Here is a 17,555-nt window from a genome sequence, read left to right on the forward strand (position 1 = left end):
GCCATTCTCCCGCCCGTACGCCGACGAATAAGCCGTGCCACAAAGCTGCTCTAACCCTGCTCCTGCATCTTTTTCGCAATGGCCCGATGCAAATCGGGAGCGGCGGCGACCAGCGCCTTGGCCGCCTCGGACTGCGGGTGGTCGAGCACTTCGCTCGTCCTGCCGCGCTCGACGATCTTGCCGTCATGCATGACCATCACTTCGTCGGTGATGGCGCGGGCGACGGTCAGATCATGGGTGATGAACAGATAGGCGATGCCGAGCTTCTGGTTGAGCTCGGCGAACAGGTCGAGGATCTGGGCGCGGATCGAGACGTCGAGCGCCGAGACCGGCTCGTCGGCGACGACCAGCTTCGGCCGGGTGATGATGGCGCGGGCGATCGACAGGCGCTGGCGCTGGCCACCCGAAAACTCGTGCGGATACTTGTCCATGTCGCTTGGTGAGAGGCCGACCTCGTGCAGCGCATGCGCCACCATCTCGCGCCGCGCGGCGGGCGGCGGCTTCTTCTCCAGCACATGCAGCGGCTCGGCCACCAATCTTTCGACCTTCTGGCGTGGGTCGAACGAGCCATACGGGTCCTGGAACACGACCTGCATGTCGCGCCGTGCCGGCTTCAGCTCCGCCTCGCTCTTGCCGGTGAGGGTGTCGCCGCGGAAGCGGATCGTTCCGGCGGTCGGCTTGTCCAGTGCCAGAACCATGCGGGCGAGGGTCGACTTGCCGCAGCCGGAACGGCCGACGAGCGCCACCGACTGACCGGGCGCCATCGAGAAGGAGACATCGTCGACGGCACGGATGGGAGCAGCGCGTTTCAACAGCGATATGCGGCGTCCCGGATAATCGCGCGTCAAATTGTCGACTTGGAGCAGGGGTTTGCCTTGGCCGACCTCATGTGTTCGGGCGCGCGCCGGCACATGCATCGAGGCCTGCGCCAGTTGGCGCGTGTAGGGATGGAGTTGTTCGGACAGCGTGCGCGCCGTGTCGCCGGCCTCCATCACCTCGCCGTGGCGCAGGATGGTGATGCGGTCCGCCATCTCGGTCACCACAGCGAGGTCATGTGAGATCAGCAGCAGGCCCATGCGGTTTTCCGCTACGAGGTCGCGCAGCAGGTCGAGGATCTGCGCCTGCAGCACCACGTCGAGCGCGGTCGTCGGCTCATCGGCGATCAGCAGCTTGGGTTTTAGCGCACAGGCGATGGCGATGACGACGCGCTGGCGCTGGCCCCCGGAAAGCTCGTGCGGATAGCGCGACAAAGGGAACTGCGCCGCCGGCAAGCCGACCCGGTCGAGCATTTTTCGCGCCCGTTCCTCTGCGTACGCGCGGCTCGCCCTGGTGTGCCAGCGAATACCCTCGGCAACCTGCTCGCCGATGGTCTTAACCGGGTTGAGCGCCGTCATCGGCTCCTGGAACACCATGCCGATGTCGTCGCCGCGCAGCGCGCACATCTGATCCTCGCTCGCCGCCAGGATATCGATGCCGTCGAAGGTGACGCGTCCGGTGGCGTGCGCCGTCCAGGGCAGTAGCTGCATCACGGTGAGCGCCGTCATCGACTTGCCGGAGCCGGATTCGCCGACCAGCCCCATCACTTCGCCCGGCGCGACGGAAAGCTCGACGTCTCTGAGGATACGGGTGCCGCCGATGGTCAGCGACAGCTTGTCGATTTCGAGCAGGCTCATCGCTGCCGCCGCGATTTCGGATCGAGAATGTCGGCAATGCCGTCACCAAGGAGGTTCAAGCCAAGCACGGTGATGACGATCGCCATGCCGGGAAAGATCGCCATCCACGGCGCCACCACCATGCGGGTCTGGGCGTCGAACAGCATGCGGCCCCAGCTCGGCATCGGCGGCTGCGTGCCCAGCCCGACATAGGAAAGCCCGGCTTCGGCCAATATGCCCAGCGCGAACTGGATGGTGCCTTGTACCAGGAGCAGCGTGGCGATGTTGGGTAGCACATGTTCGATGCTGATCAGCGTCCTGCTCTTGCCGGCGGCGCGGGCGGCGAGGATGAATTCGCGGGGCCAGATCGCCAGGGCGCCGGCCCGGGCGACGCGCGCGAATACCGGGATGTTGAAGATGCCGATGGCAATGATGGCGTTGAACGCGCCCGGCCCGAAGATGGCGGTGATCATAATTGCCGAAAGCAGCGCCGGAAAGGCGAAGACCAGGTCGTTCAGCCGCATCAGCACGTCGTCGGCGGTGCCGCCGCGCGCCGCGGCAAAGGCGCCGAGCGGCACGCCGATGCCCATGCCGATGCCGACCGCCACCAGCGCCACGGCAATCGAGTTGCGGGCGCCGACCATGATCATCGACAGGATGTCGCGACCGAAATGGTCGGTGCCGAACCAGTGCGCCAGCGATGGCGCCTGGGTCTTGTCGGAAATGACCAGCTTGGTGACGTCGTAAGGCGTCCAGAAGAAGGAAAGGATGGCGACCGCGGCCACCAGTGCGGTGATGACGAAGCCGGCAAGGAACGAACGGTTTTTGAACGCCTTGGCCAGGATGCCGGCAAGGTTCTCGTCGGGGATGTCGATGTGCAGCGTCATTGCCGGCCTCTCAGGCGCGGATCGACCACCGCATAGGAGAGATCGACAACGAAATTGACGACGATGACGGCGGCGACCAGCAACATGACGACGCTCTCGACCACGATCAGGTCACGCTGGTTGATCGCCTGGAACACCAGCCGCCCGAGGCCGGGCAAATAGAAGACGTTTTCGATGATGATGGTGCCGGCAAGCAGGAAGGCGAATTGCAGGCCTAAAATGGTGACCACCGGGATCATGGCGTTGCGCAGTGCGTGCCGCCATAAGACAAGACGATAGGGCAGGCCCTTGGCGCGGGCGGTGCGGATGTAGTCCTCGTTCAGCACTTCGATCAGCGCCGAGCGGGTGACCCGGGCAAGGATCGCCGCCTGCGGCAGAGCGAGGGCGATTGCCGGCAGGAGTAGCGATTTCAGCGCCGGCCAGACGCCGGCGCTCCAGCCGGGAAAACCGCCCGCCGGCACCAACCGCAGCCAGACGGCGAAGAAATAGATCAGCATCAGCGCGAACCAGAAATTGGGCACGGCGACGCCAAGCTGTGCGGCACCCATCGCGATCGTGTCGCCGGCGCGGCCGCTTCGGCTGGCGGAAAACAGTCCGACCGGAATGGCAATGGCGGTGGACAACGCCAGCGCCATCAGCGTCAGCGGCAGCGAGACGACGAGGCGCTCGCGGACCAGATCGATGACCGGCACCGAATAGGTGTAGGAACGGCCGAAATCGAGGCTCATCAAGCCGCCGGCCCAATGCAGGTAGCGCAGCACGACGGGAGCGTTGAGGCCCATCTGGTTGCGCAGCAATTCGACCTGATCGGCGCTCGCGTTCAGGCCAAGCATCAGCCGCGCCGGGTCGCCGGGAATGATCTCCAGCACGGCAAAAACGACCATCGAGGCCAGAACCAGCGTGACGACGGCGATGACGAGGCGCTTGAAGAGGTAGGCGGTCATCGCACACGGACCGCTGCGTTGCCTGTCGCGGAGACCAGGTGACAGTGCTCTTTCACGCCCGTCTCTGTCCTACCGGACGCTACGGGTCTCGGCAGGGCAGTCGCTTCAGACAAAAGGTAGCGCTCGACCGGCCAATAGTCGAAGTCGGCGCCGCCCCTCATCTGCCTGCCGGCATCTTCTCCCCGTATAGAGACGGGGAGAAGGGGGCTGGCCGCAACCTCAGCACCCTTTCTGCACCGCTGAAGATTGGCGAAATCCTTTGCGAGGGCGTTCTTCTCCCCGTCACTATACGGGGAGAAGATGCCGGCAGGCAGATGAGGGGCAGCGCAGACCTGAAGCGATTGCCCTGCGGCTCGGGCCAAGCAGCCCGGCAGGGCAGAGGGGGGCGCGAAGGAGTGCAACTTTCGCCTATCTGCCCAGCGGCTCAATCCGTCCACTTCACCTTGGTCAGGTCGTTGGCCTGGATCGGGGCGTTTTCCCACAGGCCCTGCAGTTTAGCGTCCCAGACGCCGACCTTCGGCAGTTCGTAGAGGAAGCCGACCACGGCGTCATCGGCCAGGACCTTCTGCGCCTCGCCGAGCAGTGTCGTGCGCTTGGCTTCATCCGAGGTAAGGTTCAACTCGTCGATGATCTTGTCGAAGGCCGGGTTGTCGTAGTTGAAGTAATAGTCCTTGCGCGAATAGATATCGATGTCGTTGGGCTCGGTGTGGGAAACGATGGTCAGGTCGTAATCCTTCTTGGTGAAGACCTGGTCCAGCCATTGCGCCCATTCGACCGGGATGATCTCGAGATCGATGCCGATTTCGCGAAGCTCGGAGGCGATGATCTCGCCGCCAAGCCGCGCATAGGAGGGCGGCGGCAGCTTCAGCGTCGCCTTGAAGCCATTCTCCAGGCCGGCTTCCTTCAGCAACTCCTTGGCCTTCGCCACATTGTGCGGGTAGAGGCCGGTGAGGTCGACATAGGCCTTGCTGGCGGGCGACATGTGCGAGCCGATCGGCACGCCGAGGCCGGCCGAGGCGCCGTCGATGATCGCCTTGCGATCGAGTGCAAAGGAAATAGCCTGCCTTACCTGCAGCTTGTCGAAGGGCGGCTTCTTGTTGTTGATCGACAGGATGGTTTCACCTTCGGTCGAGCCGATCACCACCTTGAAGCGTGGGTCGTCCTTGACCTGGGCGACGCTGTCGGGATCGAAGAACGGAAAGGCCTGGATGTCGCCCGACAGCAATGCCGGAACGGCGGCGGCGGCATCCGGAACGATGCGGAACTCGGCCTTGTCGAGGAATACCGGTGCGCCCCAGTAATTGTCCGACTTGACCAGCGTGATCGACGAACCCTTGGCCCAGTTCTGGAACTTGAACGGGCCGGTGCCAACAGGTTTTTCCTTGTTGGTGTCGGCTGTCTCAGGCGCGACGATCACCGCGTCGCCCCAGCCCATATTGTAGAGGAAGGAGCCTTGCGGGTTCTTCAGCGTGACCTTCACCGTGGCGGGATCGACGACCTCGACCTTGTCGATAGCGGCGAACAGGCCCTTTTGCGCGTTGACGGAATTGTCGGCGCGGGCACGGTCGAGCGAGAATTTCACATCGTCGGCGTTGAAGTCGGTGCCGTCATGGAATTTCACACCGGTATGCAGCTTGAAGGTGTAGACCTTGCCGTCGTCGGAAATACTCCAGCTTTCGGCGAGATCAGGCAGCACTTCGCCGTTCGGGCCGATGCGGGTCAGGCCCTCGAAGACATTGGCATAGAGCACCTCGTCGATCGCCGCCGCGGCACCCGCTGTCGGATCGAGATGCGGGGGTTCGAGCGGAATGCCGATGACCAGATCGGTGCGCGCGGCCATCGCCGAGGTCCCGGCGGCCAAGGCCAATGCCGCAGCGGCCAGAATGGTTTTCCACAATTTCATCGTGCAATTCCCCATATGCTAAAACACGTGTCCAAACCCGGCGGATAGAAGCGTGGATTTGCCCCGGAGTAAATTGCGTTTCGTACCGTCGGCCGACATCGGGAGGAATGTTTTTCCGCCCACGCCCGGATCATCGCGGGCCGGCGCCCCTCAGCAGAACGCCGAGGCCGATCGCCATCACCTTTGCCGAGTCCAGCATATCGGCAATGCCGACCCATTCGTCGGGCCGGTGGGCGAGGTCGAGAATGCCGGGGCCATAGGCGATGCAGTCATAGATGTGGCCGATGCGGGCGATGTGCTTCTGGTCGTAGGTGCCGGGCGAAATCACGTAATCCGGTTCGCGGTCGAATATCTCCATGATGCCTTGCGCGACCGCCTTAACCACCGGCGCGTCGCGCTCGGTCATCAGCGGCAGCACCTCCATCAGGTCGCGGATTTCGTAGTCGAACTTTTTGCGCTCGCGCTTCAGCCGTTCGAGGATATCGGTCACCTCGCTCTTGACCGTAGCGAGATCCTCTTCGAGCAGGAAGCGGCGGTCGATGGTCAGCCGGCAGGAATCGGGCACGTTGGGCGAGGGCAGGCCGGGCCGGAAATCCTCGGTCTGGCCGCCATGGATCGAGTTGATGTTCATGGTCGAGCGCTTTGCCCCTTCGGGCACGACCGGCATGCGCGTCATCTTGCGATCGAGCGCCGGAAACAGCTCATCCTCGAAGGCCCGCAGCACCGCACCCATATGGCGCACCGCATCGTCGCCGAGGAACGGCATCGAGCCGTGCGCGATCTCACCCTTGGTCTCGATCTCCGCCCACCAGACGCCGCGATGGCCAAGGCAGATGCGGTCCTTGTTCAGCGGCTCGGGAATGATGACGTGGTCGACCTTCGGCCTGGAGAAATAGCCGAGCTTCGCCAGATGGGCGACGCCGCCAAAGCCGCCGGACTCCTCGTCGACCGTGCCCGAAATCTCGATGGCGCCGGGAAAATCGGGAAAGACCTCCATGAAGGCTTCAACGGCGATGATCGAGGCGGCAAGCCCGCCTTTCATGTCACAGGCACCGCGGCCATAGACCTTGCCGTCGCTGACGATCCCGGCGAAGGGATCGAGGCTCCAGCCGTCGCCGGGTTCGACCACGTCGATGTGCGAATTGAAGTGCACGCAAGCACCCGGCGCCCGGCCATCGAAGCGGGCGATGACGTTGACGCGCGGATAGCGGTCGGTGTCGCCGGGCGTGCCTTCGGCACGGATGAATTCAATCTCGAAACCACGCTTCTTCAGCCGCGCGCCGATATATTCGGCGCATGGCCGATAGGCTTCGCCGGGCGGATTGATGGTCGGAAAGCGGATCAGCTCCGCGGTCAGCGCAACCAGGTCATCGGCTCGGTCGTCGATCGCCTTGAGGAGCCGTTCGTTCGGTTCGTTCATTCGGCCAATTGAGCAACGGACGGTGTGGTTTTGCAAGCCCGGCGGCGAATTGCGCCTTGATTACGTGTCGTTACGGCAACTATCGCGGGAAATCGTTCAAATTCGCTGCTTTAGATTGGTGAAATCGTCAAGGAGTAGGTGTTAGCTCGCTGGCTTGCCATCAAAACGCTGGAGAACGGCGTGAGGGCAGGCATGCAAGGGGCATCAAAGGGGTTTGATCGCATGAAAAACACTGTTCTCATGGCAGCGGTATTGATGGCGATGCTGTTCGGTTCGTCGTTCGAGAGTCGCGCGGCCAGCCTGGTCGCAAACATCGATATTTCCTCACAGACGATGACGGTAAGATACGGGCTTTCGTATTACCGGTGGAGCGTTTCCACCGCCCGCAAAGGCTACATCACGCCACGCGGCAGCTATCGTCCACAGCGGACGGCCCGGATGTGGTATTCGCGCAAATACGACATGTCGCCGATGCCCTATTCGGTGTTCTTCCGCGGCGGCTATGCCATCCACGGCACCGGCGCGATCCGGCAATTGGGGCGCCCGGCATCGCATGGCTGTGTGCGCCTCCACCCCAGCAACGCCGCCGCGTTCTATTCGATGGTGCGCAAGGCCGGCTTCGGCAATACGCGGATCCTCGTGACGAATTAGGGCCTGCTCCTCGATCCGCAACAAAAAACCCGCCGGACCGGCGGGTTCGTCGGGGCCAAATAGCACCATAGCGAAATTAGTAGCATAGCTGGCGGCACAAAGCAAGAACAAAATAAGGCTTGCGCCCAAAAAAGATGGTGCGCTCAGGCGGCTTTGTCGCGCATTGTCGCCGGCCGACGCTTTTTGCGGCCGCTGATCTCCCAGCGCTTGTGGAACCACATCCACTGGCCGGGGTCTTCGCGCACCCAGCGCTCGACCACGTCGTTGAGAAGCTGGGTGGTGGCGGGGACGTCGACACTGCCGCCGGCGGTGCGCGGCAAGGTGAGCTTGTCCTCGATCTCGAGCCGGAAACGATTGTTCGGCAGGCGCACGCAGCGCGCCGGATAGACATCGCAGTCATAGTGCCGCGCCAGGGTGCCGAGAACCCGGTTGCTCTCGCAGGGGCGGCCGAAGAACGTCGTTTCGAGCCCGCCCGTGAATTTCTGGTCGACCAGCACGCCGATATTGCCGCCTTTCTCGAGGACGGCCGCAAGCGCGAACGAGGCGCCGGTCGAAGACGGCAGCAGCGATCCCATGCTCGAGCGGCGGGTCGAGAGGATGTAGTCGGCTAGGTAAGGATTGTTGGGCGGGCGAAACAGTGCCGTGATGTTCATGCCGAAAGTGGCGGCCGCGACAGGCAGCAGCTCGAAATTGCCGAGATGCCCGGTAAAGACGATATGCGGCTTGTCCTCGCCGGCGATGCGCACGAAATGCTGCTCGCCCTTGACCTCGACGCGGCCCGGCTTTGTCGCAACGGGATCATAGTCGAATAGGGCATCGAGGAAGATATATTCGGCGGCGAGGCGAGCCATGTTGCCCCACATATCGGAAGCGATCGCCTCGATCTCGGCGTCGCTTTTTTCCGGATAGGCCTTGCGCAGATTGTCGACAGCAACTTGATGGCGCTGCACCCAAGGGCCGATGCGGCGGGCGGCGCGGTCGGCGAAATTGAGCGCCCGGTCGGGCGGCAGCAGCCGCAGCGCGGAGATGATGATCATCGCAACCCGCGCGACCAGCCAGTAGTTGAACTGGCGAAGCCGCCTGCCATAGCGGAATCCCAGGTCCCTGCGGATCTTCCTGAAAGCGTTGCCGATCATTCTCAGCCGACGCGCAGGATGATCTTGCCGAACACGTCGCGGCCCTCCATGCGCTTCAGCGCGGCATCGATGCCTTCGAAGCCGACCTCGGTGTCGATCACCGGCGCCACCAGACCTGCCGCCATCTTCTGCATGGCGTCCGCCATGTTTTCCATGCGGCAGCCGAAGGAGCCGAGCAGCTTCAGCTGCTGCTGGAACAGCTGCATCAAATTGATCTGCGTCGACACGCCGGAGGTCGAGCCGCAAGTGACCAGCCGTCCACCGCGCTTCAGGCACAGCATCGAGGCGGCAAAGGTGTCGGCGCCGACATGCTCGAACACCACGTCGACCCCCTTCTTCTTCGTCAGCTTGCGCACGACGCCTTCGAAGCGGTCCTCGCGGTAGTTGATGACGTGGTCGGCGCCGAGCGCCTTTGCCTTGTCGATCTTGTCGTTCGAGCCGACGGTGGTGATGACCGTGCAGCCCGTCTTCTTGGCCAGCTGAATCGCGGCGGAGCCGATGCCGGAGCCGCCGGCATGGACGAGGATCGTCTCGCCGGGCTGCAGCCGGGCATTGTCGAACAGCATATGCTCGACCGTGCCGAAGGTGACCGGCGCCACCGCCGCGCCGATCTCGCTCACGCCGGGCGGAGCGGGGACCAGAAGACGCGCCGGCAGGTTGACCTTTTCCTGCGCAAAGCCGTCGAGATGGAAGCCGTGAACGCCCGAAACATGCTCGCAGAGATTGTCGCGGCCTTCGCGGCAGGCGCGGCAAAGACCGCAGGTGCGGGCGCCATAGATCGACACCAATTGCCCGGGCACAAGGCTGGAAACGCCGGGGCCGACCGCCTCGACCTCGCCGGAGGCCTCGGCGCCGACGACCAACGGCAGCTTGCGCTTGGCGAAGGCCATGCCGCGCCAGCCCCAGACATCGATGTGGTTCAGCGCCACGGCCTTGATGCGCAGCGTCACCTCGCCGAGCGAAGGCGGCGGCGGTGGCGGCAGGTCCACCGTTTCAAGCCGGCGATCCTCGATAAGTTGCAATGCGCGCATGCCAGATCCCAGGTTGCGCATGACCCGAGAATCGTTTCGGAAAGGACCATGCGCACGACAACAGTGCTAGAGCGGAACGGTCGCTTAGACTGGTTCCCGCGCCATGACAAGGCAGGTGTTCTGGCCGCCGAAGCCGAAGGAGTTCGACAGGACCGTGCCGACCTCGGCGTTGCGCTTGGTGTTCGGCACCACGTCGAGCACGATCGCCGGGTCGGGATTGTCGTAGTTGATGGTCGGCGGAATGACGCTTTCGCGCATCGTCATCAGCGAAAATGCAGCCTCGACAGCACCGGCTGCCGATAGGGTATGGCCGATCATCGACTTGTTCGACGAGACCGGCATTGAGCCGATCCGCTCGCCGAACACCGTCGATAGCGACAAATGCTCCATCTTGTCGTTTTCGGGCGTCGAGGTGCCATGGGCGTTGACATAATCGATCCCGTCCTTGTTCAAGCCGGCATCGGCAAGGGCGGCGCGCACCGCCGCGATCGCCGGCGAACCGTCCGGCTTGGAGCGGGTGCGATGGAAATCGTCGGCCTTTTCGCCGCAGCCGCGCAATATGCCGAGAATGGTGGCGCCGCGGGCAAGTGCTGCCTCCAGCGATTCCAGCACAAGGGCGCCCGAGCCCTCGGCGAGCACGAAGCCGTCGCGATCCTTGGAGAACGGCTTGGATGCCTTTTCGGGGATGTCGTTGTGGGTGGAGAGCGCGGACAGAAGCGAGAAGCGGATCAGCGCTTCGGCGGTGGCCGAACCGTCGGCACCGATCGACAGCGCTCTGTCGCATTCGCCGCGGCGGATCGCCTCGACGCCGAGCTGGATCGCCGTGGCGCCCGAAGCGCAGGCGGTCGACAGCGTGATCGGCAGGCCGCGCGTGCCGAAACGGTCGGCAAGCCGGTCGGCGATCGAACCGAACTGGGTGGTCTCGAAGATGTCGAGTTCCTTGAGGCCACGCGCCACCCGCAGCAGCCTCTCGGCGCCGGCGTCGTGCCTGTCTGAATTATTGGGCTTGTCGGAATTGTAGAGCGAAAAGCGCTCGCTCCAGTCGAGCTCGACTGGCGGCGAAGCGAGGAAAAGCGGTCCGCCGAACTCGCCGGCATCGAGGCCGGCCTCCGACGTAGCTTCCTGGGCGGCGGTTTCGGCGAGCTCATAGGTGAGGGGACTGGCGCCCTTAGAACTCGACGGCAGGAAATCGACCATGCCGGAGATGCGGGTGTTGAGATGATCGACCGGGAAGCGGGTGATCGGATGGATGCCGGATTTCCCTGATGTCAGCGCCGCCCAATTGTCGGCCTTGCCGACGCCGAGCGACGTCACCACGCCGATGCCGGTGACGGCGACGATCGGCCTGCCCATATGGTCGTTCAGATTGGCCATGTTTCAAGCACCTCTAGGCGGCTTTGATCAGCGCCATGCCCTCGAATTGGTGATAGCCGATGGCCGTTGCAAGGACGGTCCGCGGAACGCTGTCAAACGGCTTTTCGATGGTGGCATCAAAGACAGGGTAGGCGGCCTTGCGGTCGACGGCCAGTGCCGCCAGCGCCACGGCGAACGGGAACTGCGCTTCCTTCATGTGGCCGGTCAGCGTCGAAAAGCCGCGTGCGGCGATCGCCGGATTGGCATCAAGCGCGGCTTTCTCGGCCGCGGTCGCGGCATGGGCGCCCGAAGCGCCGGAGATTGCCAGCAGCTCGCCATTCGGCAATGCGGCCTGCTTCAGCAGCGTGGCGATCTCGCCATCGAGTTCGCCCCGCCGGCGCCTGGCGCGGCCGGACAGGACCGGGCCGAGTTCCGCATAGATCTTCCGGCCACGGCTTGTCGCGTGCTCGCGCTGCTCCAGGACGAGAAACGCGCCGCCGGATCCGGTCACCACGCCGCCGCCATCGGCACCTTGCCTCTGCCAGACCTGCCGCCACGGACCGCGATGCAGGTAGCCGGCCAGTTCATAGCCGAGCAGCATGTCGGAATGTTCGGTCTGGAAAGCGCCGCCGACCAGTATATGCGTCGACTGGCCGGAGCGGATGCGCGCGGCCGCCGTCTCGACTGCGGCGACGCCCGCACCTTCCTCGCCCATGAAGGTACGCGAGGAGCCGGTCACCTTGTGGACGATCGAGATGTTGCCGGCGAGCAGGTTGGAAAGCTGCGCCAGAAACAGCGTCGGGCGCAATTCGGTGGTCAGCTTCTCGTTGAGCAGCACGTCGCGGTCGTTGCGGCTTTCCGATGCCGCGAGAATGGCCGCGTCGACTGCCTCGTCGCGCTCGCCGCCGCCGGCGGCCACCACCATGTCCATGGTCGCGCAGAGTTCGTCATTGCCCTTGATGCCGGCATCGTCGAGAGCAAGGCCGGCTGCATAGGTGCCCAGCCTCTGCCAGGTCTCCATCTGCCGCTGGTCGCCACGCTTGGCGATCTGCAGGTTCCAATCGATCTCCGGCAGCGGATGGACTGTATAGGGCGAGAAGCGCAAAGCCTCCAGAACCGGCTCAAGGCGCGGCTGGACAAGCTTTTGCCAATGCGCATCCGGACCCTCGCCCAGCGACGAGACAAGGCCGATGCCTGATATGACGACGTCGTGGGGATTCATGGGCGGCTGTTGTGGGTCGGGCGCGTCAAGCGCTGTGCTCAGGTGGCGTTCTTGGCGGCAACGAGCGCGTCGATCTTGGCGCACAGGTTCTTCATGACGAAATAGTCGTCGGTCGAAGCCTTGCCGTCGTTGACCTCCTGCGTCCACTTTTCCAGCGGCACCTTGATGCCGAATTCCTTGTCGATGGCAAAGACGATGTCGAGGAAGTCGAGGCTGTCGATGCCGAGATCGTCGATGGTGTGGCTTTCGGGCGTGATCGTCTCGATATCGATCTCGCTGGTGTCGGCGATGATCTTGGCGACTTTATCGAACGTGGTGGACAAGGGCTTTTCCTTCGATTGCGGGCGGAATCTGTCCGCATGTGTTTGGCGCTGTCTAATCGGTTTTTCCGGGCAGGAAAAGGCCTGATACGCCGGGCGCAGATGGGATGGCTGCCCAGGCAGAGCAAGATGAGATCGGAATCCAACCACGGCTTCTCGCAGCAGTGGCATTTCGGCAACAGCTATCTCGCTCGACGTGGGGAGCGACTGACCCCTCAGAACGTAACGCGGCCGAGTACCCGCAGGCCGTCGCCTTGCGGCTCGACGACCACGGCCTCGCCTTCACGCGGCGAGATGCCGGTCAATTCCTTGATGTTTTCGAGATGCGTGACCATGACCAGATTGTCGGAGCCGGAATAGCCGCGGATCTCGGCCAGGATCGCAGCGATCTGGGCGGCCTTCTCCTTTTCGTCGGTCTTCAGCAGGTCAAGCGGTGCGAACGGCTCCGGCTCGCTTTCGAAAGCGATGCGGGCGGTTTCGAGGCAGCGGCAATAGCGGCTGGACAGAACGCGTTCGATGGGTGCCGCGCGGGCGCCAAACAGCGCGCCGATCTTGCGCGCCTGCTGCTTGCCGCGCTCCGAGAGATTGACCTGGGTCGCGCATTTGCCGAGGTCGAAATTGGCCGCATCGGTGGTGCCGGTGACCATGGCATGGCGAAGCAGGACCACATGTCCGCCGTCGCGCAGCAGCGCCCAGCCGGATTCCGTCGCACGGGCTGTGGCGGGAACGGCAAGCAACAGCAGCGCCAGCACAAATCGAAGCATCAGACGTCCTTTTCGGGTGACCGGTAGGTAGGTCCCCGGTGATCGGCATATAGGGACGGCAAAGCGGGCTGAAAAACAAGCTGAGCGCAACCTATGGCCGAAACGCCTATCTCTTCGCCATTTGCTTCTTCACGAGGTCGATCTTCTGGTCGGTCAGCGGTACGGGGAGTGTGTAGCCGGCTTCGGTAAAGCCCTGCTTGGCGTTCTCGAAAAATTCGATCGCCTTTTGATAGTCGGCATTGCCGCCGCCATAGCTGCCGCGGTTCCAGTGGACGTCGCCGAGATTGTTCTGCTCGAAGGCCCATTGCATCGGCTGGCTTTCGCGGGTGAAGACTTTGAGCGTCGCCTCGAAGGCGGCTTCGGCGTCGTCCAGATATTTGCCGGTGCGTTCGAGATTGCCGAGATTGATCAGGCTCATGCCGATGCCGTTCTGCGCGTTTGCCCAATCGACGGGCGCGGTTTCGAAGGTCAGTACCTCCAGTGCCGCCCGGCGCGCGGCGATCGAAGCGGCCAGTTTGCCGGGATCGGCCTCGCTCATGCTCAGCCACTGCAGCGCCGAGCCGAGGCCGGCCTGCGCCAGCGCCCATTGCCGCGGCGTCGCCTCGCGCTTGTATTCGCGCAGTGCGTCGCGATAGGCCTCGATTGCCTCTTCGTAGTGCATCGGCTTGTCGGCCACGCCGCCGAGCAGTTGCAGCGTGTTGCCGAGATTGTAGTGGGTCATCGCCCAGTCGAGCGGAAACTCCTTCTTGGTGTAGACGCGCCGTGCCGCCCGGTATGCGGCGGCCGATTGCTCAAGCTTGGCAGCATCGCGGGTGCGCTGGCCGAGCGTCTGGTAGATCGAGCCGAGATTGTTCTCCGCTGAAGCCCAATCCGTCGGAAAACGCTGGCGAGTGAAGATGGTCAGCGCGTCGCCATAAGCGGCAGCCGCCTCTTTGAGCAGGCCGGTGCCAAGTTCGAAACGGGCAGCACTGCTCAGCGCATTGCCGAGATTGAGACGGCTGGTCGCCCAGGAGACCGGGAAGGTATCGCGGGTGCGGATCCCGAGCGCGGCACGGAAGGCGTCGGCCGCCTCGTCGATTTTCGCCTTGTCGTTGCGTTGCGTGCCGAGCGACACCAGCGTGTTGCCGAGATTGTTCTGAACCATCGCCCACTGAACGGGAGCTTTTTCGCGCGTGTATTCTTCCAGCGCCAGCCGGTAGGCGGCCTCGGCCTCGGCCAGGCGCTCGCCACTCGGTTCGCGTTCCGAGACCGCGTAAAGCGCAAGGCCAAGGTTGTTTTGCGAAGCGGCCCAGTCCAGCGGAACTTTTTCGCGCGGGCGCTTCTCCAGCGTGGCGCGCATCGCCACCACCGCCTCGTTCAGGCGTTTCGGGTCGCTCTCGCGTTCGCCGATCTTCAGCAGCACATTGGCCAGATTGTTCTGGGCGGCGGCCCAGTTGAGGTCGTCCTTCTCGCGCGCGAACACGGCAAGCGAATCGCGAAAGATTTTCGCTGCCTCTTCCAGCCGGCCGGTTTCGCGCTCGCGCTCGCCGATCGTCTGCAACACCACGGCCATGTTGTTGCGAGTGATCGCCCAGTCGCGGTTCTGCTCGCCATTGGGGATGAAGTTCAGGATGACGCGGTAGGCGTCGATGGCACGCTGCAGCGCTTGCCTGTCGCCAGTGGCGCTGCCATGGGCATTGAGCGCCTCCGCCTCCTGGTTCTTGTAGTTCCAGCGCAGCTTGTCGTCCCATTTCTCGACCAGCGAGAAGGCCTTGCGGTAGTCGTTGGCGGCAGACAGATAGTCGAAGACCAGCGCCGAAGCGTCGGCGCGCCTGGCATAGATCGCCGCGTCGGCGATGCGCTTCTGCTTGACCAATTCCTCTGCCTGATCGACCACGCCGCTGGCCTGCTCGACCCGGCCCACTGCCTGGTCGAGGAAGTTGCGCGCCGTGACGATGGCGCCCTGGCCGATGGCCTTGTCGGCCGAGGCGACGAGGCGGCTGATCTCGGGGTCGTCGGTGCGCAGCGCGTCGCGCTCGGAGAACATCTTCTTCAGGCGCTCGGCCTGGGCGTCGAGCAGCTTTTGCAGGTCGGTTGGATCCTCGGGCATCTTTTCGGTGCCGAGCGCCCTCAGCACGCCATAGAGCGCGTCGAGTGGCACGCCGTCCTGCAGCGAGGCCAATTCCACCTGTGCCCGTTTGGGATCTGGCAGCTCGGCAATCGTCAGCAGCAATTGCCGCCGCTCGCCGGTGATCAGCCCGTCGTCGCCGGTCGGCTCCTGCGGCGCTACGCCGAAATAGAGCAGCCGGCGCAGGCTTTCATTGACCCATGGCCGCTGCTTCGCCTTGGTGTCGAGATAGACTTCCTCGGTCACCATGCGCATGACCGAGCCGAACTCGGTGCCCTTCATTGCCGCGAGATGGCGCAGCAACGCCGCTGCATAGGGGCTGTTTTCGCCGACGATGCCATCGAGTGCCGGCCGCCCCGGCTCGGCGGCAAAGCCGATCACCGTTCCCAGATTTTCGCTCGCGGGTGCGTCGGCGAGCGCCCTGGCGCCGCGCACCGGTTCCAGCCCGCCGGCGCTTATCGGCGAAGCCGAGGCGGTTGGCGCCCGGCGCAGCACCGCATCCGGCGGAAACGGGTTGGTGCGGCAGGCATCGAGCAGCATGATCGCCACCGGCACGGTCTGCTTCAATTCGTCCATGACGGCGGAAATCGGCACCAGGGCCTGGTCGGCGTCCTTCAGCGAAGCAATATTGGCGTCGACCGGCACCAGGTAATTCTCGCCGCCGGCCTCAATGCCGTGGCCGGAATAGTAGATCAAGGCGACGTCGGCGTCCTCGGCATCCTCGGCGAAACGCTCGAGGTCGCGCTTCAGTTTTGCCGTATCGCGGTCGGTGACGCTGCGCGCATCGAAGCCGAGATCGGTCAGCATCTTGGCGATGTCGCGGGCGTCGTTGGCGGGGTTGGGAAGCGCCGTTATGTGCTGGTATTTCGATTGGCCGACGATCAGCGCCACCCCCTTGAGGCTCGCCGGCTCCGCGGCATGAGCCAAGGTCGCGACGAGACAGAGCAGGGCGGCGACGAAAGCCGTCAGCCACGCCTGTCTGAAGAAGTGCTGCTTTCCGACAAAGCCCATTCGCCCCATGTCCGCCCCGACAATCCCAAGCCTGTATAGCGCTGCCACCGGACCATGAGCAAATTCGGGCAAGATCCGTGCGGCGGATTGTGTGGCCGGGACATTCGTCAGGGCAGGGCGATTGCGCCGCAGTCTGGGCTCGCCTATCACGGGAAAAATGTCTCCGCTCACCGAAACCGTCCTCTTCGTCTTCAGTCTCGTCGGGCTCGGCTATCTTGCCGGGCTCACCGGCTATTTGAAGCCGGCGAGCGGCGAGGGCGTATCCGAATTCGCCATCAACGTGGCAATGCCGCTGTTGCTGTTCCAGACCATGATAAAGGCCGATTTCCACGGCGTGGCGCCGTGGTCGCTATGGGGCGCCTATTTCACGGCGGTCGCAATCACCTGGGCCGCCGGCCATCTGGTCACCACCCGCATCTTCGGGCGGGACGCACGCGCCGGCGTCGTCGGCGGCGTGTCGTCGTCCTATTCCAATGTCGTCCTGCTCGGCGCTCCCTTCATCATCGGCGTGTTCGGGCCAGCCGGGTTCGAAGTGCTGTCGCTGCTCGTTTCCATTCACCTGCCAGTGATGATGATGGCCTCGATCATCCTGTTCGAAATGTTCGGCCGTGGCGGCAGCGAGCCTGTGCATCCGCTTCGTGTCATCACGAGCTTTCTCAGGAGGGTATTCATCAACCCGCTGATCATCGGCATACTGGCCGGGCTTGCGTGGCGCTTCACCGGTGCGCAGCTGCCGGTGCTTGCGACGCGGCTGAGCGACGCGCTGGCCGGCACGGCCGCCCCGGTGGCGCTGTTCGCCATGGGGCTAAGCCTGCGCCGTTTCGGCATTTCCGGCAATGTCCGGCCGGCGCTGGCGCTGTCGGCGCTGAAACTGTTTCTGATGCCGGCGCTGGTTCTTGGCCTGGTCTGGCTGATCGGCCTGCCGCCATTGACCGCAAAGGTGGCGGTGGTGGTGGCGGCGCTGCCGTCCGGCATCAACTCCTATCTCATCGCCGTGCAGTTCAACACCGGCCAGGCGCTGGCATCGAACCAGATGACCATCGCCACCGCCAGCGCGGTGGTCACCACGGCCTTTTGGCTGACCGTGGTTGTCCATGTTTTTGGATAAGAGCCCGGCGAGATCGCTCTCGCTTTGGCTGGCCCAAACCCTATAT

Annotated in this window: 14 protein-coding genes; 2 read left to right on the forward strand and 12 right to left on the reverse strand. The window is 63.9% G+C overall.

Features of this window, described 5'->3' with window-relative positions:
* Positions 1 to 50 precede the first annotated feature (50 nt).
* The 5 genes from NKI85_RS24875 to NKI85_RS24895 form a co-directional block, all read right to left on the reverse strand.
* A complete protein-coding gene (locus NKI85_RS24875) occupies positions 51 to 1,673 on the reverse strand; it encodes an ABC transporter ATP-binding protein (RefSeq protein ID WP_352778517.1) in 1,623 nt (540 codons plus the stop codon).
* Positions 1,670 to 2,539 carry an ABC transporter permease gene (locus NKI85_RS24880; protein ID WP_352529781.1) on the reverse strand — a complete coding sequence of 290 codons (870 nt, stop codon included), beginning with the start codon at positions 2,537 to 2,539 and terminating at the stop codon, positions 1,670 to 1,672. The genes NKI85_RS24875 and NKI85_RS24880 overlap by 4 nt, the downstream gene beginning before the upstream one ends.
* The gene (locus NKI85_RS24885) at positions 2,536 to 3,483 is read right to left on the reverse strand and encodes an ABC transporter permease (protein ID WP_352529779.1); all 948 of its coding nucleotides are present in this window, start codon (positions 3,481 to 3,483) and stop codon (positions 2,536 to 2,538) included. The genes NKI85_RS24880 and NKI85_RS24885 overlap by 4 nt, the downstream gene beginning before the upstream one ends.
* 424 nt (positions 3,484 to 3,907) lie before the next feature.
* On the reverse strand, positions 3,908 to 5,386 hold the full coding sequence (locus tag NKI85_RS24890) for an ABC transporter substrate-binding protein (RefSeq protein WP_352778521.1): 1,479 nt from the start codon (positions 5,384 to 5,386) through the stop codon (positions 3,908 to 3,910).
* 130 nt (positions 5,387 to 5,516) lie between these two features.
* Positions 5,517 to 6,806 carry an acetylornithine deacetylase/succinyl-diaminopimelate desuccinylase family protein gene (locus NKI85_RS24895; RefSeq protein ID WP_352778523.1) on the reverse strand — a complete coding sequence of 430 codons (1,290 nt, stop codon included), beginning with the start codon at positions 6,804 to 6,806 and terminating at the stop codon, positions 5,517 to 5,519.
* A gap of 222 nt (positions 6,807 to 7,028) precedes the next feature.
* On the opposite strand from NKI85_RS24895, the gene NKI85_RS24900 reads away from it, so the two are divergent.
* On the forward strand, positions 7,029 to 7,457 hold the full coding sequence (locus NKI85_RS24900) for a L,D-transpeptidase (protein ID WP_352778588.1): 429 nt from the start codon (positions 7,029 to 7,031) through the stop codon (positions 7,455 to 7,457).
* 143 nt (positions 7,458 to 7,600) lie between these two features.
* Here the strand turns inward: NKI85_RS24900 and NKI85_RS24905 are convergent, their stop codons facing one another.
* The 7 genes from NKI85_RS24905 to NKI85_RS24935 all read right to left on the reverse strand — a co-directional run bounded on the left by NKI85_RS24905 (position 7,601) and on the right by NKI85_RS24935 (position 16,401).
* Positions 7,601 to 8,593, reverse strand: a complete 993-nt coding sequence (locus tag NKI85_RS24905; RefSeq protein ID WP_352529773.1) for a lipid A biosynthesis lauroyl acyltransferase — start codon at positions 8,591 to 8,593, stop codon at positions 7,601 to 7,603.
* A gap of 2 nt (positions 8,594 to 8,595) precedes the next feature.
* Positions 8,596 to 9,624, reverse strand: coding sequence for a zinc-binding dehydrogenase (locus NKI85_RS24910; protein WP_352778525.1), 1,029 nt, complete (start codon positions 9,622 to 9,624; stop codon positions 8,596 to 8,598).
* 84 nt (positions 9,625 to 9,708) lie between these two features.
* Positions 9,709 to 10,998, reverse strand: coding sequence for a beta-ketoacyl-ACP synthase (locus NKI85_RS24915; RefSeq protein ID WP_352778527.1), 1,290 nt, complete (start codon positions 10,996 to 10,998; stop codon positions 9,709 to 9,711).
* Positions 10,999 to 11,011: 13 nt separating this feature from the next.
* Entirely contained in the window at positions 11,012 to 12,199 is a 1,188-nt protein-coding gene (locus NKI85_RS24920; RefSeq protein WP_352778529.1) for a beta-ketoacyl-ACP synthase, read from the reverse strand.
* Positions 12,200 to 12,237: 38 nt separating this feature from the next.
* Entirely contained in the window at positions 12,238 to 12,522 is a 285-nt protein-coding gene (locus tag NKI85_RS24925; RefSeq protein WP_023719977.1) for an acyl carrier protein, read from the reverse strand.
* Positions 12,523 to 12,734: 212 nt separating this feature from the next.
* Complete coding sequence (locus NKI85_RS24930) at positions 12,735 to 13,283, reverse strand: histidine phosphatase family protein (protein ID WP_352778532.1); 549 nt, start codon at positions 13,281 to 13,283, stop codon at positions 12,735 to 12,737.
* Positions 13,284 to 13,389: 106 nt separating this feature from the next.
* Positions 13,390 to 16,401 carry a caspase family protein gene (locus NKI85_RS24935; RefSeq protein WP_352778534.1) on the reverse strand — a complete coding sequence of 1,004 codons (3,012 nt, stop codon included), beginning with the start codon at positions 16,399 to 16,401 and terminating at the stop codon, positions 13,390 to 13,392.
* Positions 16,402 to 16,558: 157 nt separating this feature from the next.
* Between NKI85_RS24935 and NKI85_RS24940 the strand changes: the two genes are divergently transcribed.
* On the forward strand, positions 16,559 to 17,509 hold the full coding sequence (locus NKI85_RS24940) for an AEC family transporter (protein ID WP_352778536.1): 951 nt from the start codon (positions 16,559 to 16,561) through the stop codon (positions 17,507 to 17,509).
* Positions 17,510 to 17,555: the final 46 nt, after the last annotated feature.

Origin of the sequence: Mesorhizobium sp. M0571 (genome assembly GCF_040320985.1) — a bacterium.
GTDB lineage: Bacteria > Pseudomonadota > Alphaproteobacteria > Rhizobiales > Rhizobiaceae > Mesorhizobium.